This window comes from Curvibacter lanceolatus ATCC 14669 (assembly GCF_000381265.1).
In the GTDB taxonomy this organism is placed as follows: Bacteria; Pseudomonadota; Gammaproteobacteria; order Burkholderiales; family Burkholderiaceae_C; genus Curvibacter; species Curvibacter lanceolatus.
Map to the genome: position 1 here is coordinate 106961 of NZ_KB906267.1, position 22971 is coordinate 129931.

Annotated in this window: 16 protein-coding genes and 1 pseudogene; 2 read left to right on the forward strand and 15 right to left on the reverse strand. The window is 69.0% G+C overall.

What is annotated here, in order from left to right:
- Positions 1 to 11 precede the first annotated feature (11 nt).
- The 13 genes from F624_RS0122570 to F624_RS0122630 all read right to left on the reverse strand — a co-directional run bounded on the left by F624_RS0122570 (position 12) and on the right by F624_RS0122630 (position 19129).
- Positions 12 to 1523 (reverse strand): GAF domain-containing sensor histidine kinase, encoded by a 1512-nt coding sequence (locus F624_RS0122570; protein ID WP_019576638.1) that lies wholly within the window; start codon positions 1521 to 1523, stop codon positions 12 to 14.
- Complete coding sequence (locus F624_RS0122575) at positions 1520 to 4132, reverse strand: MHYT domain-containing protein (RefSeq protein ID WP_019576639.1); 2613 nt, start codon at positions 4130 to 4132, stop codon at positions 1520 to 1522. Before F624_RS0122575 ends, F624_RS0122570 begins: the two co-directional genes overlap by 4 nt.
- Entirely contained in the window at positions 4129 to 5535 is a 1407-nt protein-coding gene (locus tag F624_RS0122580) for a hybrid sensor histidine kinase/response regulator (RefSeq protein ID WP_157443569.1), read from the reverse strand. The genes F624_RS0122575 and F624_RS0122580 overlap by 4 nt, the downstream gene beginning before the upstream one ends.
- A 230-nt stretch (positions 5536 to 5765) precedes the next feature.
- Positions 5766 to 6446 carry a DUF2894 domain-containing protein gene (locus tag F624_RS0122585; RefSeq protein ID WP_019576641.1) on the reverse strand — a complete coding sequence of 227 codons (681 nt, stop codon included), beginning with the start codon at positions 6444 to 6446 and terminating at the stop codon, positions 5766 to 5768.
- An 8-nt stretch (positions 6447 to 6454) separates the two neighbouring features.
- Positions 6455 to 7114, reverse strand: a complete 660-nt coding sequence (locus F624_RS0122590) for an OmpA family protein (protein WP_019576642.1) — start codon at positions 7112 to 7114, stop codon at positions 6455 to 6457.
- Positions 7114 to 10380: a DUF802 domain-containing protein gene (locus tag F624_RS32740; protein WP_019576643.1), complete on the reverse strand. Its 3267-nt coding sequence runs from the start codon at positions 10378 to 10380 to the stop codon at positions 7114 to 7116. Before F624_RS32740 ends, F624_RS0122590 begins: the two co-directional genes overlap by 1 nt.
- Positions 10377 to 11207, reverse strand: a complete 831-nt coding sequence (locus tag F624_RS33600; RefSeq protein WP_019576644.1) for a DUF3348 family protein — start codon at positions 11205 to 11207, stop codon at positions 10377 to 10379. Before F624_RS33600 ends, F624_RS32740 begins: the two co-directional genes overlap by 4 nt.
- Positions 11208 to 11375: 168 nt before the next feature.
- Positions 11376 to 12941, reverse strand: a complete 1566-nt coding sequence (locus F624_RS0122605; protein WP_031255909.1) for a methyl-accepting chemotaxis protein — start codon at positions 12939 to 12941, stop codon at positions 11376 to 11378.
- A 198-nt stretch (positions 12942 to 13139) separates the two neighbouring features.
- Positions 13140 to 13364, reverse strand: a complete 225-nt coding sequence (locus F624_RS0122610) for an HNH endonuclease (RefSeq protein WP_019576646.1) — start codon at positions 13362 to 13364, stop codon at positions 13140 to 13142.
- Between the two features lie 83 nt (positions 13365 to 13447).
- On the reverse strand, positions 13448 to 15196 hold the full coding sequence (gene ilvD, locus F624_RS0122615; protein ID WP_019576647.1) for a dihydroxy-acid dehydratase: 1749 nt from the start codon (positions 15194 to 15196) through the stop codon (positions 13448 to 13450).
- A 151-nt stretch (positions 15197 to 15347) separates the two neighbouring features.
- Positions 15348 to 17084, reverse strand: coding sequence for an ABC transporter ATP-binding protein (locus F624_RS0122620; RefSeq protein WP_019576648.1), 1737 nt, complete (start codon positions 17082 to 17084; stop codon positions 15348 to 15350).
- Positions 17085 to 17108: 24 nt separating this feature from the next.
- Positions 17109 to 17963: an ABC transporter permease gene (locus F624_RS0122625; RefSeq protein ID WP_019576649.1), complete on the reverse strand. Its 855-nt coding sequence runs from the start codon at positions 17961 to 17963 to the stop codon at positions 17109 to 17111.
- A gap of 167 nt (positions 17964 to 18130) precedes the next feature.
- Positions 18131 to 19129, reverse strand: a complete 999-nt coding sequence (locus F624_RS0122630) for an ABC transporter permease (RefSeq protein ID WP_019576650.1) — start codon at positions 19127 to 19129, stop codon at positions 18131 to 18133.
- 277 nt (positions 19130 to 19406) lie between these two features.
- Here F624_RS0122630 and F624_RS0122635 point away from each other — a divergent pair, with 277 nt between their 5' ends.
- Both F624_RS0122635 and ssuD read left to right on the forward strand, forming a co-directional pair.
- Positions 19407 to 21026 carry an ABC transporter substrate-binding protein gene (locus F624_RS0122635; RefSeq protein ID WP_084679604.1) on the forward strand — a complete coding sequence of 540 codons (1620 nt, stop codon included), beginning with the start codon at positions 19407 to 19409 and terminating at the stop codon, positions 21024 to 21026.
- 115 nt (positions 21027 to 21141) lie between these two features.
- Positions 21142 to 22269, forward strand: a complete 1128-nt coding sequence (ssuD, locus tag F624_RS0122640; protein ID WP_019576652.1) for an FMNH2-dependent alkanesulfonate monooxygenase — start codon at positions 21142 to 21144, stop codon at positions 22267 to 22269.
- 31 nt (positions 22270 to 22300) lie between these two features.
- On the opposite strand, the pseudogene F624_RS35960 reads toward ssuD, so the two are convergent.
- Together F624_RS35960 and F624_RS0122645 are read right to left on the reverse strand one after the other, a co-directional pair.
- Positions 22301 to 22435 (reverse strand): annotated as a pseudogene (locus F624_RS35960) (type II toxin-antitoxin system ParD family antitoxin); the annotation flags it as partial.
- Positions 22435 to 22836: a hypothetical protein gene (locus F624_RS0122645; protein ID WP_157443570.1), complete on the reverse strand. Its 402-nt coding sequence runs from the start codon at positions 22834 to 22836 to the stop codon at positions 22435 to 22437. The pseudogene F624_RS35960 and the gene F624_RS0122645, both read right to left, overlap by 1 nt.
- Between the last annotated feature and the right edge of the window lie 135 nt (positions 22837 to 22971).

Sequence of the window (22971 nt, forward strand, 5' to 3'; positions counted from 1 at the left end):
GTGTTCCTTGTTCAAGTCGCGGCCCCGTGGCTGGGCCATTCCACCCCCACCCGAAACCAGAAACGGCTGCCCTGACCGCGCACGCTGTCCACGCCCAGTTCGCCCCCCATGCGTTCGACCAGGTACTTGCAGACGGTCAGGCCCAGGCCCACCCCTTCGTGGCGGCGCCCACGCTCGCCATCGCCTTGCTCGAAGCTGGCAAAAATGCGGGCCATGTGCTCCGTTGAGATGCCTTCGCCCTGATCCTGGACGCTGAACTCCAGTTGCGCCGTGCCTGCCCTGCCCCCTTGCAAGGTGGCCGCCACGGTGATCTGCCCCTGGGTGGAAAACTTGACGGCATTGCCCAGAAGGTGGCGCAGCACCTGACGCAAACGGCTCACCTCGCCCAAGGCGCCGGCTTCCAGCCCGTGATCGATCCGGGTCTGCAGCAGCAAGCCCTTGGCCTGCGCCGCTGGCCGCTCGGCAGCGGTGACGGCCTGCAGCAGATCCAGCACGCTGAAGGCACTCAGGCGGCGCGGCCCATCGTCGTCACCGCGCGAAATCTCCAGGATGTCGTTGAGCATGCCGTGCAGGTGGCGGCCAGAATTCTGGATGCTGCGCGCAAACTCCAGGGTCTCATCGTCCCGCAGGCGCAGGGCCAGCAGGTCTGAAAAGCCCAGGATCGCACTCATCGGCGTGCGCAGTTCATGGCCCATGTTGCGCAGGAAAGCGTTCTTGGAGCGGTTGGCACTCTCGGCCCGGTCCAGCGCGCCGCGCAGCTGATCGGTCAGCAGTGCGTTTTCCAGCACCACGGCGCCATGGGCGGCCAGGGTGGCCAGCAGTTTGAGGTGGTTGGCCTGGAACACCACGGGCTGGCGGCAGCCCACCAGCAGCGCGCCCAGCTCGGCGCGCGGGGTGACCATGGGGGCCACCATCAGACTGCCCATGGCCGGTGCCTCTGGAGAGGCGTCGCCCGCGTTGACGATGTCAGCCTGGCGGATGGCACAGGCGCGCTGCGCCACCGCACCGCCCCAGGGCGCCGCAGCGGGCGTGTAAAGCCCTTGCTCGGGGCCCAGGCCCTGCGCCAGCAGGCTGGCGTCGGTGCTCAGCAGCAGTACCTCGAGCGGCAGGGTAGGGATCAGGCGCGCCGCCTCGTGGCGCAGCGCCTGCAGCACCTCGCGGGCGGGCATGTTGTGGTTGATGACTTCATGCACCCGGAACAACAGGTTGATCTCGCGGTACTTGGCCAGTGCCTCGTCCACCAGCAGGCGACGCTCCTCCTCCTGCATCCACAGGCCGGTCAGCACGTCTGCGAGAGATTGCGCATGCCCGGGAGCCGCCAGCCACAAGCGTTCGGGCAGCAGGCATTCCAGTGGCACGCGGGGCCAGTCGGCCTGCGGGGGGGGGCCGCCAGCCGCACCGGCAACCTGCTCGCCCGGCTCGTCCAACACGCACCAGCTGCTCTGCAGCGAGCGGGCCACGCGGTCCATGGCCTGCCCCAGGGACGCGCGGTTCAGGGCCCGGCGGGTCGCACGCGCGGTCATGGGGCAGGCCGGGCCAGCCCAGCGCCGGTCACCACCAGGTACACCCGCTCGCCTTCACGGGCGGTCTGCATGGACGACGCCACGTGCAGGGGGTCTTCGGCCGGCGAGAACACCACCATCATCTCCGGCAGGGCCGCCGCCCGATCGCCGCGCTGCATCTCAGGGTCCAGCACCTCGACCTGGTAGCCCTTGGCACGCAGCATCTGGGTCACGGCCACCACCGGCGCGTCGCGATCATCCACCAGCAGCATGCGCTTGGTGGATTCACGCCGACGCAACAGGCCATCGATCTCGGGCAGCAGCACCTCCATGTTGATCGGTTTGGACAGGTAGCTGTCGGCCCCCACGGCACGGCCGCGGGCCCGGTCGTCCACGATGCTCAGAATGACGATGGGAATCTTGTTGGCCTCGGGGGTGGAGCGCAGCACGGCCGCCACCTCGAAGCCGCTCATGCCGGGCATCATCACGTCGAGCAGGATCAGATCGGGCGGCGACTGCTTCACCTGCTGAATGGCCTGAACACCATCAGCGGCCTCGCGCACCAGATAGCCCACGGCCTCCAGCTCCAGCCGCAGCAAGGCGCGGATGTTGGTCTCGTCGTCCACCACCAGAATGGTTCGCGGGTGTCCGCTCAAAGCTGTCAGGGCCACAGCAGGCGCGGTGTCGGTGCCCACCACGGCACCCTCGGCCACGGCCTGTTCGGGCAGGGGCAGCGCAAAGCAGAAGGTGCTGCCCTGGCCGACCTGGCTCTCCACCCAGATCTCGCCACGGTGGTGTTCGATCACCTGCTTGCAGATGGCCAGGCCCAGGCCGGTGCCGCGCGGCTTGTCGGTCAGCGTGTTGCCCACCTGGCGGAAGCGTTCGAACAGCTGCTGCTGATCGAACTCGCTGATGCCGCAGCCTTGATCGGCCACCGCCACCGTGAGGCGACCGCCCTCCAGCCGCGCCCAGCAATGCACCTCACCCTGTTCGGTGAACTTGGCGGCATTGGACAGCAGGTTGATGATCACCTGCAGCAGGCGGTCTGGATCGCCCCGCAGCAAGGGCAAGGGGTGCTGAACCTCCAGCTTCAGGGGCAGCTCGCGCGGCTGGTAGATGGCGGCGGTGGCGTCCACCGCACGCTGCAGCAAGGCCCCCATGTCCACCGGTTCATCGCGCCACTCGATCTTGCCGGCTTCGATCTTGGTCAGGTCGAGCACATCGTTGATCAGGTTGGTCAGCCGTTCGCCCTCGGACACGATGATGTCGAGCTGCGACTGGATCTTCTCCACCACCGAGATCGTCTTCGTGTCCTGTGGGTTCAGCGCCGGCAGCACGCTGCGCTGGAACTGCTTGCGGATCACCTTGGCAAAGCCCAGCACCGAGGTGAGTGGGGTGCGCAGCTCGTGCGACACGTTGGCGATGAAATCGGTCTTCATGCGCGACACCTCCACCTCATGGGTGATGTCGCGAAAGGTGATGACCAGACCTTGCGAGCCCGCCTGGGGCCCAGCGCTGTCCTTGCCCAGCACCGTGGCCACGACCCGCGCCACCCGGCTGTCCAGCACGGCCACCTCGGCCGTCAGCGACAGCGCCACGCGCTGCCCGTCCAGGGCTTTGGCCACAAAGTCACCCACCTCGTCGCCCAACACCGCACGCACAGGCATGCCCGGCAAGGGTTGGCCACCGCCCGCCTCCTCATCTAGCCGGTACAAGGCCAGCAAGGCCGGGTTGAGCTGGGTGATGCGGCCCTGGCCATCGGTCACCAGCAAGCCATCGCCCATGTTGTCGAGCACGGCCGTCACCTTGCGCAACATGGCTTGCATGGCCTCGGCGCGCTGGCGTGCCATCGCGATGCGGGCCGAGGCCACCAGAAACGCCAAGCCACCCAGCAGCAGCAACAAGGTCAGCAGGCCCACGACCGTGGCCAGGGCGGTCGGGTCGGTGAACCCGGTCGCCTCAGTGCCCGCGCCCGCGCCGGGCAAAAAATACGCCCCCGCCATGGCCGTGTAGTGCATCGCCGAAATGGCCAGCCCCAGCACCCCACCGCCCACCAGCGAGCCCAGAAATGGATGGCGCCCCAGGCGCGTACCGAGCAGGCGCTGGCGCAGCCACAGCGCCCCGATGGCCAGCAACACCGCCGCCACGATCGACAACAGGAACAGCCGGCTGTCATAACGCAACGCCCCGTCCAGACGCATGGCGGCCATGCCCAGGTAGTGCATCAGGCCCACCCCGGCGCCCATCACGGTGCCGGCCAGCAACAAGGTGGCCAGGCCGGCTCGGTCACGCGCAGCGAAATGTAAGGCCACCGCAGCCGCGGCCACCCCGGGCAGCACCGACAGTGCCGTCAACCAGGGCTCGTACTGGATGCCGCAATCGATGCGCAAGGCGGTCATGCCGATGAAGTGCATGGCCCAAGTGCCCAGGCCCAGCATCAGGGCCCCCAAGGCAATCCAGCGCGGGCGGTGGGTCTTGTGGTTGGCCATTTCCAGCGCGCAGCTGGCCGCAAAGACGGCCAGCAGCACCGAAACCAGCACCTGGGTGGGCTGGTAGTGCATGTCGTAAGCCCCCAAGGCCTCGTCGGACGAGTGAATGAAGACCAGGGGCAAGGCAGTGGACAGGTTCATGAGATGCCTTCGGTAGGAAGCAGAACGGGGGCACCGAGTCCCACACGGGAAGACGGCGCGGCAGACGATGCCTGAGGGTCCAGCGGCAACTGCAGCACAAAGCAGGCGCCACCCTGCTCGCGGTTGTGCGCCGTCAGCTGGCCTGCGTGCCGATGCACGATGCCCCAGCTGATGGACAGGCCCAGGCCCATGCCCTGGCCCACCGCCTGGGTGGTGAAGAAGGGGTCGAAAATGCGGCCCAGGTGCTCGGCGGCAATGCCGGGCCCGCTGTCCTCGAAGCGCAGCTCGACGCGCGACTCGTCCAGCCGGCGCGTGGCGATGCGGATGCAGCCACGGCCCTGCATGGCCTGCACCGCATTGGTCAGCAAGTTCATGAACACCTGGTGCATCTGCGGGGCGATGCACTTGACCAGCGGCAGTTCGGGCGCCAGATCCAGCTGCACCTCGCAACCCGGCGGGCGCTGGCCAGCCATCAAACGCAAGGTGGCGTGCAGGCCTTCGTGCAGATCGACCCAGGCCCAATCCTCTCGGCCGAAACGCGAAAAGTTCTTCAGGTCGGCCACGATGCGGCTCACGCGGTCCAGGCCTTCGCGGCTTTCGTCCAGCACCTGCACCAGGTCCTCGCGCAGATAGGGCAGGTCTTTGTCCTGGCACAGGCGCTGGTAATCGGCCACGGCGGCCCCGGCGGGCCCGGCCCCGGCCTGCCGGCACACGGCATCACCGGCCTGCACCACGGCCATCACATCCTCGAAATAGGTCTTGAGCGTGCCCAGGTTGGAGCGCACAAAACTGATGGGGTTGTTGATCTCATGCGCCACACCGGCGGCGAACTGCCCCAGCGAAGCCATTTTTTCGGACTGCAGCAGCTGCAATTGCGCCTGCTCCAGCCGCTGGTTGAGCTCGCGCTGATGCGCCAGGGCCTCGGACAGGCTTTGCGTGCGCTGCTGCACGGCCACTTCCAGGCTGTCGTTGCGCAGTTGCAGCTCGTCGCGGCCCTGCTTGAGCTCCAATTGGGTGCGCACTCTGGCCAGCAGGATCGGCGATCGAAGGGGCTTGGTCAGGTAATCCACCGCACCCAGGGTGAGCCCGACGCGCTCGTCGTTCTCCTCGGTCATGGCGGTCACGAAGATCACCGGAATCTCGCAGGTGGCAGGCTGGGCGCGCAGGCGGCGCAGCACTTCGTAGCCATCCATGTCGGGCATCATGATGTCAAGCAGGATCAGGTCGGGCCTGGGGTCGGCCGCGGCCAGCGCCAAGGCCTGGGCACCGGAATCGGCCTCCAGCAAGTGGTAATCCGGGCTCAGCAGGCCCCGCAACAGGATCAGATTGACGCGCTGATCGTCCACCAGCAAAACCACCGGGGCGGCAGGTCGAGTCGCAGGCTCACAGGGGATCGAGGTCATCAAGGTCTCCGTGGGCTGGCAGCCCAGGGCCAGCAAATGCGCAGGGTCGTTTGAAGCGCCTCACACCCCATTGGCGTGGCATCCTCAAATGATCAGATCAAATGAATACGCTCATCAAAGAACGCATTTCACGGCCCCGTTTATACCTCGGAAATACTTTTTTACCACATTAAAACCGCATAAATAATTTTGAAATATCATTTATGCGGATTCAAAGGCGCCCCCCTGGATCAGGCGCGCTTGGCTCGTCGCGGCCCCGACGCGGGCTTGCTCTTGCCTTTGCCCTTCACCGGGGCGGGCTTCTGGCTGGCCTGATCCAGCCACAGCAAGGTGTCCACATGCGTTACAAAGCGGCGCAGGTAGTCAGGCGACAGGCCCCGCATCAGGTCGAGCGAGCGCAGCAGCAAGGCATGCGAATTGAGCGGGCCGGCGTTCTCAGGCTTGCGCCCCAACGCTTCGGTGACGCGGGTTTCGGCCCGCAGGCGGGACCAGCCTTCGCGAAACCGGGTCACGCTCTTCATCTCAGGCCGGCCCGCCGGGCTGCGCACGGGGGCGGACGCGGCCTCCTCGCCATCGAGCACCGGTGCGGGCGCGCTGGCTTCACGCAGCAGGCGGTTCAACTCGGCCAGCATCGCCGCGGCTGCGGGGTGCGCCGGGGCATGGCCGGCGTCGGGCGCGCTTGCCGCCGTCAGGGACGGGGCCCGGGCCTGCTCGAAACGGTCCAGCGCCTGGCCCAGGCGCAGCTGCAAGCGGGCCTGCAAGGGCCCATAGTGGGCCGCGGCCTGTTGTGCCAGGCGCTCCAGATAGGCCAGCCCGATCGGGTCGGCCTCGGCCGCCCCGGCCTCGCGCAAGCCCTGCAAGCGGGCCAGGGCTTGAGCCAGTTCGTCTGCAGGTGCCGGAGCGGGAACCATGGGCACACTCACGAGCGATTGTGGCGAGCGTCCGCCGTCGGGGCCGACTTGGGCACCGGTGCCATCTCGACGCGCCGGTTCAGCACCCGGCCCGCCTCGCTGGCGTTCGAGGCCACCGGCTGCTCGGCACCGAACGCGGCGGCAAAGGTCAGCGACGAGGGCATGCCCTCCTCCACCAGCGCGCGGGTGACGGTCAGGGCGCGCTGGGCCGACAGCTCCAGGTTGTCGGCAAAGCGGCGGTTGCCTTCCTGGATCGGGCGGTCATCGGTGAAGCCGCTGACCATCAGCATCTCATCGCGCTCGGCCAGGTACACCTTGAGCGGCTGCACCAGGCTCTTGAGCAGGGCCCGGCCTTCGGGGCGCAGCTGGTCCGAGTTGAACGGAAACAGCACGCTGCCGCTGATGCCGATGCGCCCGTTGTTCAGCGTCACCCGGCCCGAGGCCAGGGGGCCAGCCAGGGCTTTTTCGAGCGTCATGCGGCGCTGCTCCTCGACCTGGCGCTTTTGCACCTCAAGCTGCAGGTGGTCCACCAGGTCCATCTGCACCACCAGCACGCCCAGCAGCACCAGCACAAAGGCGCCCAACAGGCCCGTCATCAGGTCGCCGAACACGGCCCACACCGGGGCGGTCTGCTCCAGGCCTTCGTCCATCTCCTCGAGCTGGCTCATCAGGCGCTCCCGAGCGCCGCGGCCTGGGCCTGAGCCCCGGCCTGCAGGCGCCGCAGGTCGTCAACAATGCCGCGCTGCGCGCTGATGCTCAGGTCGATCACCTCGCGCGCCTGGGCCACGTAGTAGGCCAGTTGCTCGTCGCTGCGCGCCATCGACTGGGTGATGGCGGTCTCGACGCGTTGCAGGCCTTCGGCCAGCTTCTCGTTGCTGCTGCTGAACAGCTGCACCCCCTGGTGGAAGGCCTCGCCCAGGCTGGACAGCTCGATCGCCCCGCCGCGCAGGTGCACGGCCAGATCTTCGGCCCGCACGGCATGGCTGCTCAGGGTCTCGGTGAACTGCTGGCCGGCCTGGCCCAGCGTGCCCAGCGCCTGGCCCAGCAGGGCCTGCACGCTGTCGCGCTGCTCGGCCGAGGCCTGCTCCAGGCTCAGCAACAGCTGGTTCAGGCGTTCCATCAGGCCGCTGCGCTCTTGCAGGGCCAGTTGATCGCGCTGGTCCAGGGCGCCCATCTGCTCGCGCACCTGGGCCAGCAGCGCGGTGGCGGCCTGCGGCACCTCGGCGGCGCTTTGCATCAGGCGGGCCATCGGGGCCTCCAGGGTCTGGCCCAGGGTGGCCAGCTGGCTGGCCAGGGCCGCCTGCAGATCGCCCAGGCGCTGCACCGCGGCGTCGCCGCGGCGCGCTTCGTCGTCGCGCAAGGCGCCCAGCTCCTGGCGCCACAGCGCCGCCAGTTGGTCCATGCGTTCGCCCTGCTGCTGCAGCCAGCGCTCTTCGGCGGCGCTGCGGGCCAGGCTCAGTTCGTCCTGGCGGGCCACCAGGGCCGTCATGTCGGCCAGGGTGCGGCGCGCCTGCTCGGCACTGCGCTCGCCCAGCTCGCCCGCGGTCTTCTCCAGGGTCTGGCACAACTGCTGCTGGCCGACCAAGGCCTGCTCGCCCACGCGCTGCCACTCGGCCTGCAAAGTGCCGGCCATGCTGCCCAGGGCCTGCGACCAGGCGGCCAGGCGTTGTCGGTCTGCGGCCTCTTGCTCGGCCTGGGAGCGGATCTCGGCCTCGGAACGGGCCTGCGCCAACGCATCCAGGCGGCTCAGCAGGCGGCTGGTCTCGGCCAGGGTCTGGCGGGCTTGCTCGGCACTGCGTTCGGCGATGGTGGCCGCCGTCTGCTCCAGCGTGTGGCTCAGGGCCTGTTGCTGCGCCAGGGCTTGTTCGCCCACACGCTGCCATTCGCCCTGCAGGCTTTGCGCCACCGAGCCCAGGGCCTGTCCCCAGGCCTCCAGCCGCTGCCGGTCAGCCGCCACCTGCTCGGCCTGGGCCTGGGCTTCGGCATCAAGCCGGGCCTGGGCCAGCTGTTCGAAGCGGGCCACCAGCTGCTCCAGGTCGGCCCGGGTGCGGGCGGACTGTTCGGCGCTGCGCTCGCCGATGGCGGCCGCCGTCTGCTCCAAGGTGTGGCTCAGGGCCTGCTGCTGCGCCAGGGCCTGTTCGCCCACGCGTTGCCATTCGCCTTGCAGGCTTTGCGCCACCGAGCCCAGGGCCTGGCCCCAGGCCTCCAGCCGCTGCCGGTCGGCCGCCACCTGCTCGGCCTGGGCCTGCGCTTCGGCATCGAGGCGCGACTGGGCCAGCTGTTCAAAGCGGGCCACCAGTTGCTCCAGGTCGGCCCGGGTGCGGGCGGCCTGCTCGGCGCTGCGCTCGCCGATGGCAGCGGCCGTCTGCTCTAAGGTGTGGCTCAGGGCCTGTTGCTGCGCCAGGGCTTGTTCGCCCACACGCTGCCACTCGCCCTGCAGGCTTTGCGCCACCGAGCCCAGGGCCTGGCCCCAGGCCTCCAGCCGCTGCCGGTCGGCCGCCACCTGCTCGGCCTGGGCCTGGGCTTCGGCATCGAGCCGGGCCTGGGCCAGTTGTTCAAAGCGGGCCACCACCTGGTCCAGATCGCTGCGGATGCGGCTGGCCTGCTCGGCATGGCGCCCATCCAGGCGGGTGGCAGTGCTCTCCAGGGTGCTGCAGACCGCTTGCTGCTGGGCCAGTTGCTGGGCCCCCAGTTGCCGCCACTCGGCCTGCAAGGCCTGGGTCATGCCGTCCAGGCCCTGGGCCCAGGCCTGCAGGCGCTGTTGGTCGGCCTGGGTCTGTTCGCCGCGCGACTGGCGCAGGGCCTCGTGCACGCCGTCGACCAGGCCCAACGAGCGCTGCTCGAAAGAGGCGGTGAAGGCATTCAGGCTCTGGTCCAGCCCCTGCATCAATTGGGCGCCGGTCTGGGCCTGCTGCTGCAAGGCCTGCTGCCAGTGGGCGGCCACCTGGCCCACGGTGGCACTGAACTGCGCCGACAGGCCCTCGGCCTGCTGTTGCGCCACCTCGCCCAGGCGCTGGTGCAGTTGCCCGGCCTGCTGCGCGATGTCGGCCATGGCGGCCTGCACCACGGGCTGGATGCTTTCGCCCGCCGCCCGGGCGCCGGCGCTCAGGCTGTCCTGCAGCGAGCGGCCCACGGCCTGGGCCAGGTCGGTGTAGGCCGTGCCGGCCTGGCGGTGGAACTGGTCCTGCCGCTCCAGCAGTTGCTCGTTCAGGCGCTCGCTGCGCTGCTCGAGTTGCTCCATCAAGGCCTGCAGGCGATCGGCCACCACGGGCAGCGCCTGGGATTGGCCTTGCAAGGCCTTGTAGGTCTGCTCGCGCTGGTGGCTGAGCGAGAAGGGGCGCAGCACATCGGCCACCCGGCTGTCCAACAGGCGCGACACCTGCAGGCGCTCGCGCCGGCTCAGGGCGGCCAGCAGGCCCAGCATGGCCGAAGCCGCCACGCCGGCCACCGAGGTGCCAAACGACAGGCCCAGGCCCTTGATGGGCGCGGCCAGGGCGCTGCGGATGGCCTGCAGGTCGGTCGAGCCCTCCAGGGCGAACACGGCCCCCTTGAAGGTGATCACCATGCCCAAAAAGGTGCCCAGCATGCCCAGCATCACCAGCAACCCAACCAGGTAGGGCGTGAGGGCCAGGCCCGGCAAGGCGGCGCGTTCGCCCTCCACCCGCAGGCGCACGGCCTGGCGCAAAGCCAGCGGCAGCTGTTGCAGCCAGCCGGCCAGCTCGGCCGGGGCCTGGCTCAGGCCCGCCAGCGCCTCTTGCAGCGCCTGCGTGGCGGCCCTGAAGCGGCGGATCTCCAAGGCACCCAACAGGTACACCGCGGCGATCACGCCGGTCATCAACAAAGCCACCCAGCTCGACCCGACAAAACCCCAGGCCACCCAGCCCACGCTCAACAGCCCCGTGACAAAGGCCAACGCAAAAACAAACCTGTTCATTGAATTCTTTTCTCGATCTCGTTGCCGAAAGCTTCCATCAAGCCCACCACCGGCTGGAGCCGGACCTCCAACTCAGCCACCAGGGCCTCCTGCCACTCGCGGCTGAAGCCATGCAGCCAGCCGCCCGGCCGCCATTCAGCGCCCGGCGCAGTGGCCGCATCCGGCGGCTGCGCTGCCCGGCTGGCCTCATGGGCCTGGCGCAACTGGTCAAAGCGGCGCTCCAGCAGTGGGCTCACCCGACCCAGCAGTTGCTGCCGCCGGGCGTCAATCATCTTGTCCATCGCAGCGTCCAGCGCGGCCAGCTGTTGCAGCCGCGGCGTGGAGGCGCTCAGCACTTGGCGCACATGGGCCCGCAGGGAGGCGATTTTCGTCTCCATCTGGCGCTGTTGATCGAGATAACGCTGCTGAAATGCGGCATAAGTACCCTCCCCGCCCGGCAAGTCGGTCTGGTCAACGTACTTGCTCATGCCTGCCGGCAGGCGCATACCCGGCAGCGAGGCCGGCCCCTGGCCGGCCGCGGCCGACGCCACGGCGGCGGCATTCACATCGGCCAAGCCGCGCATGAGGCTGCCACGCACCCGCTCCAGCAGCTTCTTGAGGGCCGCCAGCTGGGCTTCGGTGGGCGGGGTCGCGGGGGCACCGGTCCCGTCGGCCAGGGCCTGGAGCTGCTGCTGCACACCGCGCAGGGTGATGGCGTCGAACGCGCTGAGCCACTGGCTCAGGCGCTCGGCAAAATCGCGCTCTGCCCCCCCGGAAACAGGCCCTGGCACGCCGGCACGCTCGGCCAGCAGGCGGACCAGCGCAGCGCTGGTGAAATTCGTTTGCAACTGAAAAAGTCTCGTCTTCTTGTGTGGCCTGCACCCGGCAAGCCCCTTGGGGACGCAGGCCGAACCGGGCCCTTGCCCTGCCCCGCACCCGGGCGGCAAAAAGGTGAGATTGTCTTACAGACTGCGCCCCGGCCCGCCAAGCCGGGTTCGGGCAGGCGCGAGCCCGGCTCAGACAGCGGCCAGGCGGAAGCGGTCCACCGCCTCGGCCAGGTGGTGGGCCTCGTGCTGCAAGGCTTGGGCGGCGGCCGTGCTGTCCTGCACGCGGCGGGTGTTTTCACGGGTCACCTCGTCGAGCTGGCCGATGGCCCCATTGACGCTCTCGATGCCCTGGCTTTGCGAGGCGGTGGAATCGCTGATCTGCCGGATCGCCTCGGACACCTGGGCCACGCCGGCCACGATCTCGCGCATGGTCTGGCCGGCATCGGTCACCAGGCGCGAGCCGGCCTCCACCCGTTCCACACTGCCGCCGATCAGGCTCTTGATCTCGCGCGCGGCGGCGGCCGAGCGCTGGGCCAGGGTGCGCACCTCGCCCGCCACCACGGCAAAACCGCGCCCGTCCTCGCCCGCACGGGCCGCTTCGACGGCAGCATTGAGGGCCAGGATGTTGGTCTGGAAGGCGATCCCGTCGATCACACCCACGATGTCGGTGATGCGGCGGCTGGCCTGCGTGATCTGGTCCATGGTGCTGACCACCTCGCCCACCACCGCACCGCCCCGGTTGGCCACCTCGGAGGTCTGCTCGGCGAGGTGGCGCGCCGTGACGGCGGCATTGGCGGCCTGCTGCATGCCCTGGTGGATCTCGTACATCGCATCGGCCGTGGTCTTGAGCTCATCGGCCGCTTGCTCGCTGCGCTGGTGCAGGTCCTGGTTGCCGCTGGCGATCTCGCGGGTGGCGGTGGCCATCTGGCCCACCGAATGCTGGATGTCGCGCAAGGTGCCGCCCAGGCCCTGGCGCATGCGCTCCAGCGCACGAACCAGGTCACCCAGCTCGTCTCGCCGCTGCGATTGCACCGCCTGGCCGAGGTCGCCCGAGGCAATGGCCTCGGCGGTGCGCAAGCCGGCCTCGATGTCGCGCGCGATCTGGCGGCTGATGCGCAGGCCCAAGCCCAGGCCCAGCGCCACCGCGACAGCGGCACCCGCCAGGGCCAGCCACAGCACCTCACGGCGTTGGGCTTCATAGGCCTGGGCCTGATCGGCCGTGGCCTGGGCCACCTGGGCGCTGTAGGCCTGCAGCGATTTCAGTTGCGCTTCGACCAGGGGTTTGAGCTCGCGGTTCACGCCCAGCACCGCCCGGGCCAGCTCGCCCGCGGCCTTGGTCTGCTGCAGCTGGGCGATGGCGGCCGCCACCTGGCTGCCCTGCTGCTGGACCTGGTCCATGGCCTGTTTTTCGGCCTCGCTGGCCTGCGCCCGGCCCAGTTGGGCACTGAGCTCGGCGATGGCGGCCGCCCCGGCCTGCACCCGCTGGTCCAGCACGCCTTGCGACACCGGGTTGGTGTTCATCACCGCCGACAGGGCCGCATCGTTGGTGATGCGGATCTCGGCCTGCCAGCGCAGCACCAGCTGGTGGCGCTCGGCCAGGGCCTGCTGGGCCTGCAGGGCTTCGCCATCGATCCAGGTCACAGCGGCCAGGGCCAGGCCGCCCACGGTCATGCAGCCCAGGACCAGCGCCCCCATCAGGGCAGACAAGGTATGACCGAGCTTGCGGCTCGAAGAGGCGGAGGCGGAGTGGTTCATGAGGTTCGTGCAGAGCGTGATCTGAGCAAGGACGAGGTCGCGGCGAAGTCACCGGGCCTGTGCATACTAGTTTCCGAATGTAACGAAAATGCGCAAAATGCCACCAGGCCGGCAAGCTCCAGCTTGACGAAGATCAAAAAAGCAACAACTCTGCCGCCCCCAACGTGACCGGATCGGCACGGGCGCAGGCACGTCAACTCAAGCCGCGGCCGCTTTGGCGTGGCGTTGGCTGTTGCAATGCCCATGGCTGATGGCCAGGTTCTCCAGGTGGCTGTTGCCTCCTTCGCACAGGGGCTGGATGTGCTCCAGCGTGGCCTGCTCATGGGGCACATGCTGGCCGCACACCCAGCACGGCACCTGGCCGTGCAGCTGGCGGGCCACAGTCTTGTAGATTTTTTCGCGGGTCAGGCCCAGTTTGCTCATGTCAGATTCCGTCGAGGCGCCGGCACCTGCCGGGCCCGGGGATCATACGAAAAGCCAGGTGGCTCCAGCCTCTGCGCCGACCCTCAGCTTTCGTCGCGCAACCACACCACGCCGCCCGAATGGGTGACCGCCCCTTGGTGGGCCGGGCGCACGGTGGCGGCGTATTTCTCCAGCACGCCGCCCAGCGGCGGGCGCTGGTGGCGGGCGGCGGCGGCGGCGCGGCGGGCCAGTTCGGCCTCGCTGAGGTCCACGCTGATGCTGCGCGCCTCGGGTCGGGCGTCGATGCGCACGATGTCGCCGTCCTGCAGCAACCCGATCGGGCCCCCGGCCACGGCCTCGGGCCCGGCGTAGCCGATGCACAGCCCCCGCGTGGCCCCCGAAAAGCGCCCGTCGGTCAGCAAAGCCACCTTGTCACCCACGCCCTGGCCGTACAGCAGCGCGGTGATGCCCAGCATCTCGCGCATGCCGGGGCTGCCCTGCGGGCCTTCGTTGCGGATCACGATCACGTCGCCCACCTGGTAGCGCAGGGCCTGCACCGCGGCCTGGGCCTCTTCCTCGCTCTCGAACACCCGGGCCGGGCCGGTGTGCACCAGGGTCTTGAGCCCAGCCGTCTTGAGCAAGGCCCCATCAGGGCACAGATTGCCCTTGAGCACGGCCACGCCACCGTCGCGGCTCAGGGCCTGGTCGATCGGCCGCACCACGCGCCCGTCGGGAGCGCCCGCCGTGGCCAGTTCTTCGGCCAGGGTGCGCCCGGTGTAGGTCAGCGCCTGGCCATGCAGGTAGCCGCCCGCCAGCAGCTCGCGCAGGATCACCCCGGCGCCGCCGATGTAGTGCACATCGCGCGCCAGGTAGCGCCCGCCGGGGCGCAGATCGGCAATCAGCGGGGTGCGGGCAAAGACTTCGGCCACGTCGTCCAGATGGAAGCGGATGCCGGCCTCATGCGCAATGGCCGGGATGTGCAGGGCCGCATTCGTCGAGCCCCCGGTGGCCGAGACCACAGCACAGGCATTCTCCAGCGCCTGGCGCGTGAGCACCTCGCGCGGCAAGGGCCCGCCGCCGGTGAGCGAGGCCTGCACCGCCGCCATCAGCTGGCGCGCCGTGCGCCGCATCAGCGGGGCGCGCTCGCTGAACACCGCGGGCAGCATGCTCGATCCGATGGGCGCCAGGCCCAGGGCCTCGCTGACCATGCCCATGGTGTTGGCCGTGAACTGGCCGGCACAGGCCCCCGCCGTGGGCAGGCAGGCGTGGCTGACCTGGGCCAGTTCTTCGGTGCTGGCCTGGCCGGCCAGCACCTGGCCGATGGTCTCGTAGGTGTCGACCACGTTCAGGTCGCGGCCGTCGGGCCCGGGCATCTGCCCCGGCAGGGCCGAGCCGCCGTGCACGAACACGCCGGGCACATTGCAGCGCACGATGCCCATCATCAGCCCCGGCAGGTTCTTGTCGCAGGCCCCGATGGCAAAGATGCCGTCCCACTGGTGGCCCCGCACCGAGGCCTCGACACTGTCGGCAATCAGCTCGCGCGAGACCAGCGAGAAGCGCATGCCCGAGTGGGCCATGGTGAGCCCGTCGCTCACCGACACCACGGGGCACTCGTGGGGGGTGCCGCCGGCGGCGTAGATGCCGGTCTTGGCGTGCTGGGCCTGCTCGCGCAGGTTGAGGTTGCAGGGGCTCATCTCGCCGCCGGTGTGGAACACACCGATGTGGGGCCGGGCGATGTCCTCGTCGTCCTGCCCCAGGGCGTACAGAAAGCTGCGCGTGGTGGCGCGGATGGTGCCTTCGACCAGGGTGGCCGAGCGGTAGCGGGGCGGCTTGGCCGCGGGTTGGTCGCTCATGGTGTGCAGTCTCCGGGGCCCCGTTCTGCGGGCGGCGCCCTGCGGGGTGGCTGGCACTTTAGCACCGGGCTGCCCGGGCTGCAGGGCGGCCGGGTGTTGCCCGCCACAAGCCGGCTGCTAGCCCCCCACCAGCCCGCTACAAGCCCAGCCCTCAGGCCGCGCGGCGCCGGTCAGCGTGCGGCGCGGCCTGGATCAGGCTGCGGGTATACGGATGCTGGGGGTGTTCCCAGATCTCGCGGTGGTGGCCGGCTTCGACGATGCGGCCCTGGTTCATCACCATCACCCGGTCGGCGATGTGGCGCACCACCGACAGGTCGTGCGAGATGAACAGGTAGGACAGGCCGAAGTCCTGCTTGAGCTCGACCAGCAGGTTCAGGATCTGCGCCTGGATGGATACATCGAGCGCCGACACCGGCTCGTCAAGCACCACCAGCGCGGGCCGCACCACCAGGGCCCGGGCGATGCCGATGCGCTGGCGCTGGCCGCCCGAAAACTCGTTGGGGTAGCGGCTGGCGGCCGAGGCCGGCAGGCCCACACGCTCCAGGATCTCGCCGATGCGGCGGCGGCGCTCATCGCGCGAGGCCACGTCGTGCACCTTGAGCACGGTGTCCAGGATGTCTTGCACGCTGCGCCGTGGGTTGAGCGAGGCATACGGGTCCTGGAACACCATCTGGATGCGGCGCCGCCAGGGCTTGAGGGCGCGCTCGGGCAGGCGGGCGATGTCAGTGCCGTCGAGCACGATGCGACCCTCGGCCGGGTCGACCAGGCGCAGCAGGGTTTTGGACAAGGTGGACTTGCCGCAGCCCGATTCGCCCACCAGGCCCAGGGTCTCACCGACGCGCAGCTCGAAGGACACGCCATCCACCGCGTTCACCAGGGCGCCATCGCGCCCCTTGTAGGCGGTGCGCAGCGCCTGCACCTGCAGCAGCGGCTGGCCGGTGGGCAGCACCACGGGCTGCGGGGCCCGGGGCGCGGGCTGCACCAGCTCGAAACGGCGCTGGCCCGTGACGGGGTCGAGCGCGGTGTTGATCTCGGGCAGGCGGCGCTCGCTGCTGTGGGGCACCTGGCCGGCATGCAGCGAGGCGCCCAGCAGGCCCCGGGTGTAGGCGTGGCCGGGTTGGGCAAACAGGGTGGCGGTGTCGGCCTCTTCGACCTTTTCGCCGCCGAACATCACGGCCACGCGATCGGCCCATTGCGAGACCACCCCCAGATCGTGGGTGATCAGCAGCAGGGCCATGTCCAGCTCGCGGCGCAGGCCGTCCAGCAGCTCCAGGATCTGGGCCTGGATGGTGACATCGAGCGCGGTGGTGGGTTCATCCGCCACCAGGAGGCGCGGGCGGCAGGCCACGGCCATGGCGATCATCACGCGCTGGCGCTGCCCGCCGGACAGCTTGTGCGGGTGGTCGTCGATGCGGCGCTGCGGCTCGGGGATGCGCACCAAGTCCAGCAGTTCGATGGCGCGGCGCCGTGCCGCCAGAGGCGACAGGCCTTCGTGCAGGCGCAGGGTCTCGGCGATCTGGGCCCCGATGGTGTGCACCGGGTTGAGCGAGGTCATGGGCTCCTGGAAGATCATCGAGATCTCGCGCCCGCGCAGGGCCCGCAGCTCGGGCGGGCGCAGTTGCAGGATGTCGCGCCCCTCGAACAGCAGCCGCCCCGTCACCTCGGCCCCGGGGGCCAACAGGCGCAGCAGCGACAAGGCGGTGGTCGACTTGCCGCAACCCGATTCGCCCACCAGGGCCAGGGTTTCGCCGCGCTGCAGGCTGAGGTTCAGGTGGCTGACAGCGCTGACCCGGCCCTGTGAGCCGCGAAACGCGATGCTCAGGTCCTGGATGTCGAGCAAGGGGGCCTCGGGCTGAAGGGGTCGCTGGGGGGAGGTGATGGTGCTCATGGTCAACAAGGGGTGAAGTCAGATTCAGCGGCCGCGCAGACGGGGGTTGAAGGCGTCGTTCAGGCCGTCGCCCAGCAGGTTCAGCGCCAGCACGGTCAGCACGATGGCGGCGCCCGGCAAGGCGGTCAGGAACCAGGCGGTGCGCAGCAGTTCGCGCCCCTCGCCGATCATGCTGCCCCAGGACACGGCATTCGGGTCGCCCATGCCCAGGAAGGACAGCGCCGACTCGATCAGGATGGCGCTGGCCACCAACACCGAGGTGGTGACGATCACCGGCGGCAGCGCGTTGGGCAGCATCTCCTGCGCCATGATGCGCAGGTGGCTGAAGCCCTGGCTGCGCGCCGCCAGCACAAACTCGGCCTCACGCAGGGTGCGGAACTCGGCGCGCACCAGACGTGCGATCACCGGCCACGAGGCCAGCCCGATGGCCAGCACGATCACACCCACCGAGGGGCGGCCGATGGCGACCACCACGATCACCAGCAAAAAGGTGGGCACGGTCTGCACCAGCTCGGTCAGGCGCACCAGCACATCATCGACCACGCCGCCCAGGTAGCCCGCGGTGGCGCCCACCACAATGCCGATGGCCAGGCTGAGCACCGCCGCCACCACGCCCACCGCCAGCGACACGCGGGCGCCATGCGCGATGCCGGCCAGCACGTCGCGGCCCAGCGAGTCGCTGCCCAGGGGGTAGGCCGCGTCCTGCCCCGGCCACAGCAGGGGCTGGGCCACCATGTCGAGCGGGTCGCCCGGGAACAGCCAGGGCGCCAGCAGGGCCAGGGCCGCCATGCCCAGCAGGATCAGCGCGCCCAGCACGGCGGCCGGGTTGCGCAGCAGCGCCTTCAGCGCCACGAAGCGACGCGGGCCGGCGGCTGGCAAGGCCCCAACCGATACCACGGACGTCTCAAGGGGCAATTGGGGAACTTGGGGGCCTTGGGGTACTTCGGCCACATGGGCCGTCACGCCGGTACTGGCAGACAGAGGAACAGACGACACGTTGGGAATCTCCGAAAAACAGTTTCAGGGCCTGAGCCAGGCGACAGGCCTCAGCGCACGCGGATGCGCGGGTCCAGCGCCGCGTGCAGCAGGTCCACCAGCAGGTTGGCCAGGATCACCAGCAGCGACGACATCAGCAAAATGCCCAGCAGCACGGTGTAGTCGCGTGCCATCACCGACTCGAAGGCCAGCCGGCCCAGGCCGGGCCAGCTGAACACGGTCTCGACCACCACGGCGCCGCCCAGCAAGGTGCCGAAATGCATGCCGGCCACCGTGGTGACGGGGATCAATGCGTTGCGCAGCACATGGCGCAGCGTGACGGCCAGCGGGTGCAGGCCCTTGGCGACGGCGGTGCGCACAAAGTCCTGCTGGCTCACCTCGAGCATGGCGGCCCGGGTCAGGCGCGAGAAGATCGCCACATAGAAGCCCGCCATGGCCAGCGCCGGCAGCACCAGGTGGCGCAAGGTGTCGAGCACGCGGTCCAGCCCGCTGAGGCCGGCGCCGATGCTGCCACTGCCCCCGGTGGGCAGCCAGCCCAGCTTGACCGAGAACAGCACGATGGCCATCAGCCCCAGCCAGAAGCCGGGGGTGGAGTACAGCAACAGGGCCAGCACCGACAGCACCCGGTCGGGCCAGCGCCCCACCCGGCTGGCCATCACGGTGCCCAGCGCAATCCCCAGGGCCAGGGCCAGGCTGAGTGCGGCCAGCATCAGCAGCAAGGTGTTGCCCAGGCGGGCGCCGATCAGCTCGGTCACCGGCAGGTTGTAGCGCGGCGAGGTGCCCAGACTGAAATGGGCCAGGTGGCTGAGGTAGTTGGCCAACTGGTGCAGCACCGGCAGGTCAAGCCCGAAATGGTGGCGCAGCTGCTCCATGGTCTCGGCCGTGGCCGAGCCCGATTCAGCGGCCACCACGTCGGCGGCGTCGCCGGGCACCAGCTGCATCAGGAAGAAGTTCAGCACCACCACGCCCAGCACGGTTGGAATGGCCTGCCAGGCCGTGCGCCGCAGGGTGCGCGCGACCTCGCGCCAGCGCTCGTTCAGCACGCTCATGGCGCGGTCTCCGGGTGGGGAGCTTGAAAGGCTTGGGGCAACATGCAGCAGCTCTCGGTAGGTCAGAAAGCTGGCGATGCTAGTCAGCCCCAGCGGGCGGGACAACGAACAAATCGTTCTATGCATGCACGTTTCATGAACGTGGCAGCTGGCGCTCAGGCCCGGCCCTGCTGCACCGGAAATGTACTTAGCTAGCGCTGAAAGATTCGTTGTCAGGCGCCCTGGTTGCGGCAGACCATTCACCGGTCCAAGACTTTTGCACCAAGAGAAACCGCGCATGTCCGCTCGCCATCCATCCCTTCTTCCCCGTGGTACCTCCCTCAACCGCCGCCTGTTGCTGGCCCTGTCCGCCGCCGGCCTGCTGACCCTGGGCGGGCCGGCGGCCCTGGCCCAGGCCAAGGCGGGCGGCACCCTGAACTGGGCCGTGAACCCGGTGCCCTCCTCCATCGTGCCCCTGACCACCACGGCCGGCGGTAACACCGAGATCGGCCCCAAGATCGTGGAAGGCCTGCTGACCTACGACGAAGAGCTGCGCCCCAAGCCCCTGCTGGCCACGGCCTGGACCGTCAGCAAGGATGGCCTGCAGTACAAGTTCGAGCTGCGCCGCGGCGTGAAGTGGCATGACGGCAAGGATTTCACCTCGGCCGACGTGGCCTTCTCGATCAACACCCTGAAGCAGGTGCACCCGCGCGGTCGGGCCACTTTTGCCAACGTGACCGAGGTGCGCACCCCGGACGCCCACACCGCGGTGATCGTGCTGAGCAAGCCCTCGCCGTTCCTGCTGACCGCGCTGGCCGCGGCCGAGTCGCCCATCGTGCCCAAGCACCTGTACGAAGGCAGCGACGTGGCCGCCAGCAAGTACAACAGCGCCCCGGTGGGCACCGGCCCCTTTGTGTTCAAGGAATGGGTACAGGGCAGCCACATCATCCTGGAGCGCAACCCCAACTACTGGGACAAGCCCAAGCCCTACCTCGACCGCGTGGTGGTGCGCTTTGTCACCGACTCGGCAGCGCGGGCCGCAGCACTGGAATCCGGCAGCCTGGACCTGGGCGCCGGAGGCGGCGGCATTCCGATCACCGATGTGGAGCGCTTCAAGAAGCTGCCGAATGTGAATGTCGAATCGCGCAACTGGGCCTATGTGGGCGACCACCAGCAGATCTACTTCAACCTGGACACCCCGGCACTGCAGAAGATCGAGGTGCGCCGCGCCCTGGCCCAGTCCATCGACCTGAATGCCTTCAACCGCACGGTGTGGCTGGGCCTGGGCAAGCTGTCGGCCTCGCCCATCGGCACCCTGCAAAGCCGCTACCACGACAAGAGCATCCAGCCCTACCCCTTCAACCCCAAGCAGGCCGAGGCCGATCTGGACGCCGCCGGCTACAAGCGCGATGCCCAAGGCACCCGCCTGAAGCTGCGCCTGCTGTTCAACCCCTTTGTGGACCGCCGCGCAGTGGACTTTGTGCGCCAATCGCTGGGCCGCATCGGCGTGGACGCCAACATCGAGGCCTACGACTTTGCCACCTACGTGACCAAGGCTTACACCGACCGCGCCTTTGACATCACGTTCGAATCGCTGACCAACATCTTCGACCCCTCGGTGGGCGTGCAGCGCATCTTCTGGTCCAAGAACTTCAAGGTGGGCCTGCCCTTCTCGAACGCACCGCATTACGTGAATCCCGAGGTGGACCGCCTGCTGGAGGCCGCCGCCGTCGAGGTGGACGAAGCCAGGCGGCGCGAACTGTTCGTGGCCTTTCAGCAGCAGGTGCACAAGGACATTCCCTCGATCGAGGTGGGAGCCAACCCGAACGTGACCGTGAGCAACAAGCGCGTGCACCAGTACGCGCCCACCGGCGAAGGCATCCGCGGCAGCTTCTCCGAACTGTACCTGGCACCCTGATGCCAAGGCGGCCAAGGGCCGCCCTCTTCCGCTCCAAAAAATCAAGCACCCACAAACCACACACCGGCATCACCCCTTTCGATCATTTTTCAGACACAAGGAAAAAGAGAAAACCATGAGCCTCGACATCTTCTGGTTCCTGCCCACCTCGGGCGACACCCGCTACCTGGGCAAGTCCGACTTCGGCCGCCCCGCCACCAACGCCTACATGCGCCAGATCGCGGTGACGGCCGAAAATCTGGGCTATGACGGCCTGCTGATCCCCACCGGCAGCTCCTGCCTGGACCCCTGGGTCACCGCGTCCAGCCTGGTGGGCGCCACCCAGCGCATCAAGCTGCTGGTGGCTTTGCGCACCTCGCTGTCGGGCCCCACCGCCTCGGCCCGCCAGGCCGCCACGCTGGACCAGGCCCTGGGCGGCCGCCTGCTGCTCAATGTGGTGCCCGGAGGGGACGCCACCGAACTGGCCGCCGACGGCGTGTTCCTGGACCACGACGCCCGCTACGAGGCGGCCGACGAGTTCTTGACTGTGTGGAAGCGCCTGCAACAGGGCGAGACCGTGGACTTCAAGGGCCAGCACCTGCAGGTGCAAGGCGCCAAGAACCACTTCACGCCCGTCAGCCAGCCCTACCCGCCCCTGTACTTCGGGGGCTCGTCGCCGGCAGCCCACGAGCTGGCGGCCAAGCATGTCGACGCCTACCTGAGCTGGGGCGAGCCGCCGGCCCAGGTGGCCGAAAAGATCGCCGACGTGCGCGCCCGCGCGGCCAAACATGGCCGAACCGTGCGCTTTGGCGTGCGCCTGCATGTGATCGTGCGCGAAACCCGGGCCGAAGCCTGGGCCGAAGCCGACCGCCTGATCAGCCGCCTGAGCGATGCCGACATCGCCGCCGCCCAGCAGAACTTCAACCGCATGGACTCGGTCGGCCAGCGCCGCATGGCCGAACTGCACGGCGGCCAACGCGACAAGCTCGAAATCAGCCCCGATCTGTGGGCCGGTGTGGGCCTGGTGCGCGGCGGCGCCGGCACCGCCCTGGTAGGCGACCCCGAGACCGTCGCCAAGCGCCTGCAGGAGTACGCCGACCTGGGCGTGGACAGCTTTGTGCTGTCGGGCTACCCCCACCTCGAAGAGGCCATCCGCTTTGCTGAGTTGGTGTTCCCCCTGCTGCCAGGCAAAAAGCCGGTCACCCTGCGCGATCAGGTGCTGACGGGTGGGGCGTTTGATGGGCGGGCTGTGGCGGCTTCGTGAAGCGGCGATCCGCAGGCCCGGCTCCGATGAACTTGGCGTGTTCCGCTGCGAGGTGGGAACGCACCTGGTCGGCGCAGGCAGCCAGCGATGGATTGGCTTTCAGAGCGTCATAGGCAGGGCCCACCTGTTGATGCAGCCAGTCATCCATCACGCGATCCCGGGCCATCATTCGCCCAACTCCCCATACCGCTGCCGAACAAAAAAGCCATTGATCCGGTGCGGTGCCTCCGCCTCGACGCTCAGGTCAAGGGCCTGGATGCCGCGCTCGCAGCGCAGCAGCACGCTGGCCGACGACGGGGTGCTGCCAGGGGCCAGGGCCAGGGGGCGGCAAGGGCCCAGGCGGGTGCGCAGATCGGTCAGCAAGGCCCCCAATGACGAGGCGCTGACCTGTTCGCGGAACACCGGCGCAAAGGGGGCCATCAGCTCGGGTTGGGGCTGGTTGATGCGGCTGACCAGCTCGGCCAGCCGCTGCTGCAAGGGGGTCTTAAGGCCCTGGGCCTGGGCGGGTGAAAGGCCGAAACAGCAGGCGGCCAGACCGAGGAAGGGCAAGGGTTTCAACAAACGCATGGGCATCTCCGCCTCTGATGAACGCCAAAGTCTAGCCACAGGGCCCCCAACGTCAGAGGTCACCCATCCAACCCAGGTGACCGCTGCGGGGCCAATGGCCGAGTCGATCCTCGGGCAGCCCGGGTGCGGGTCTTG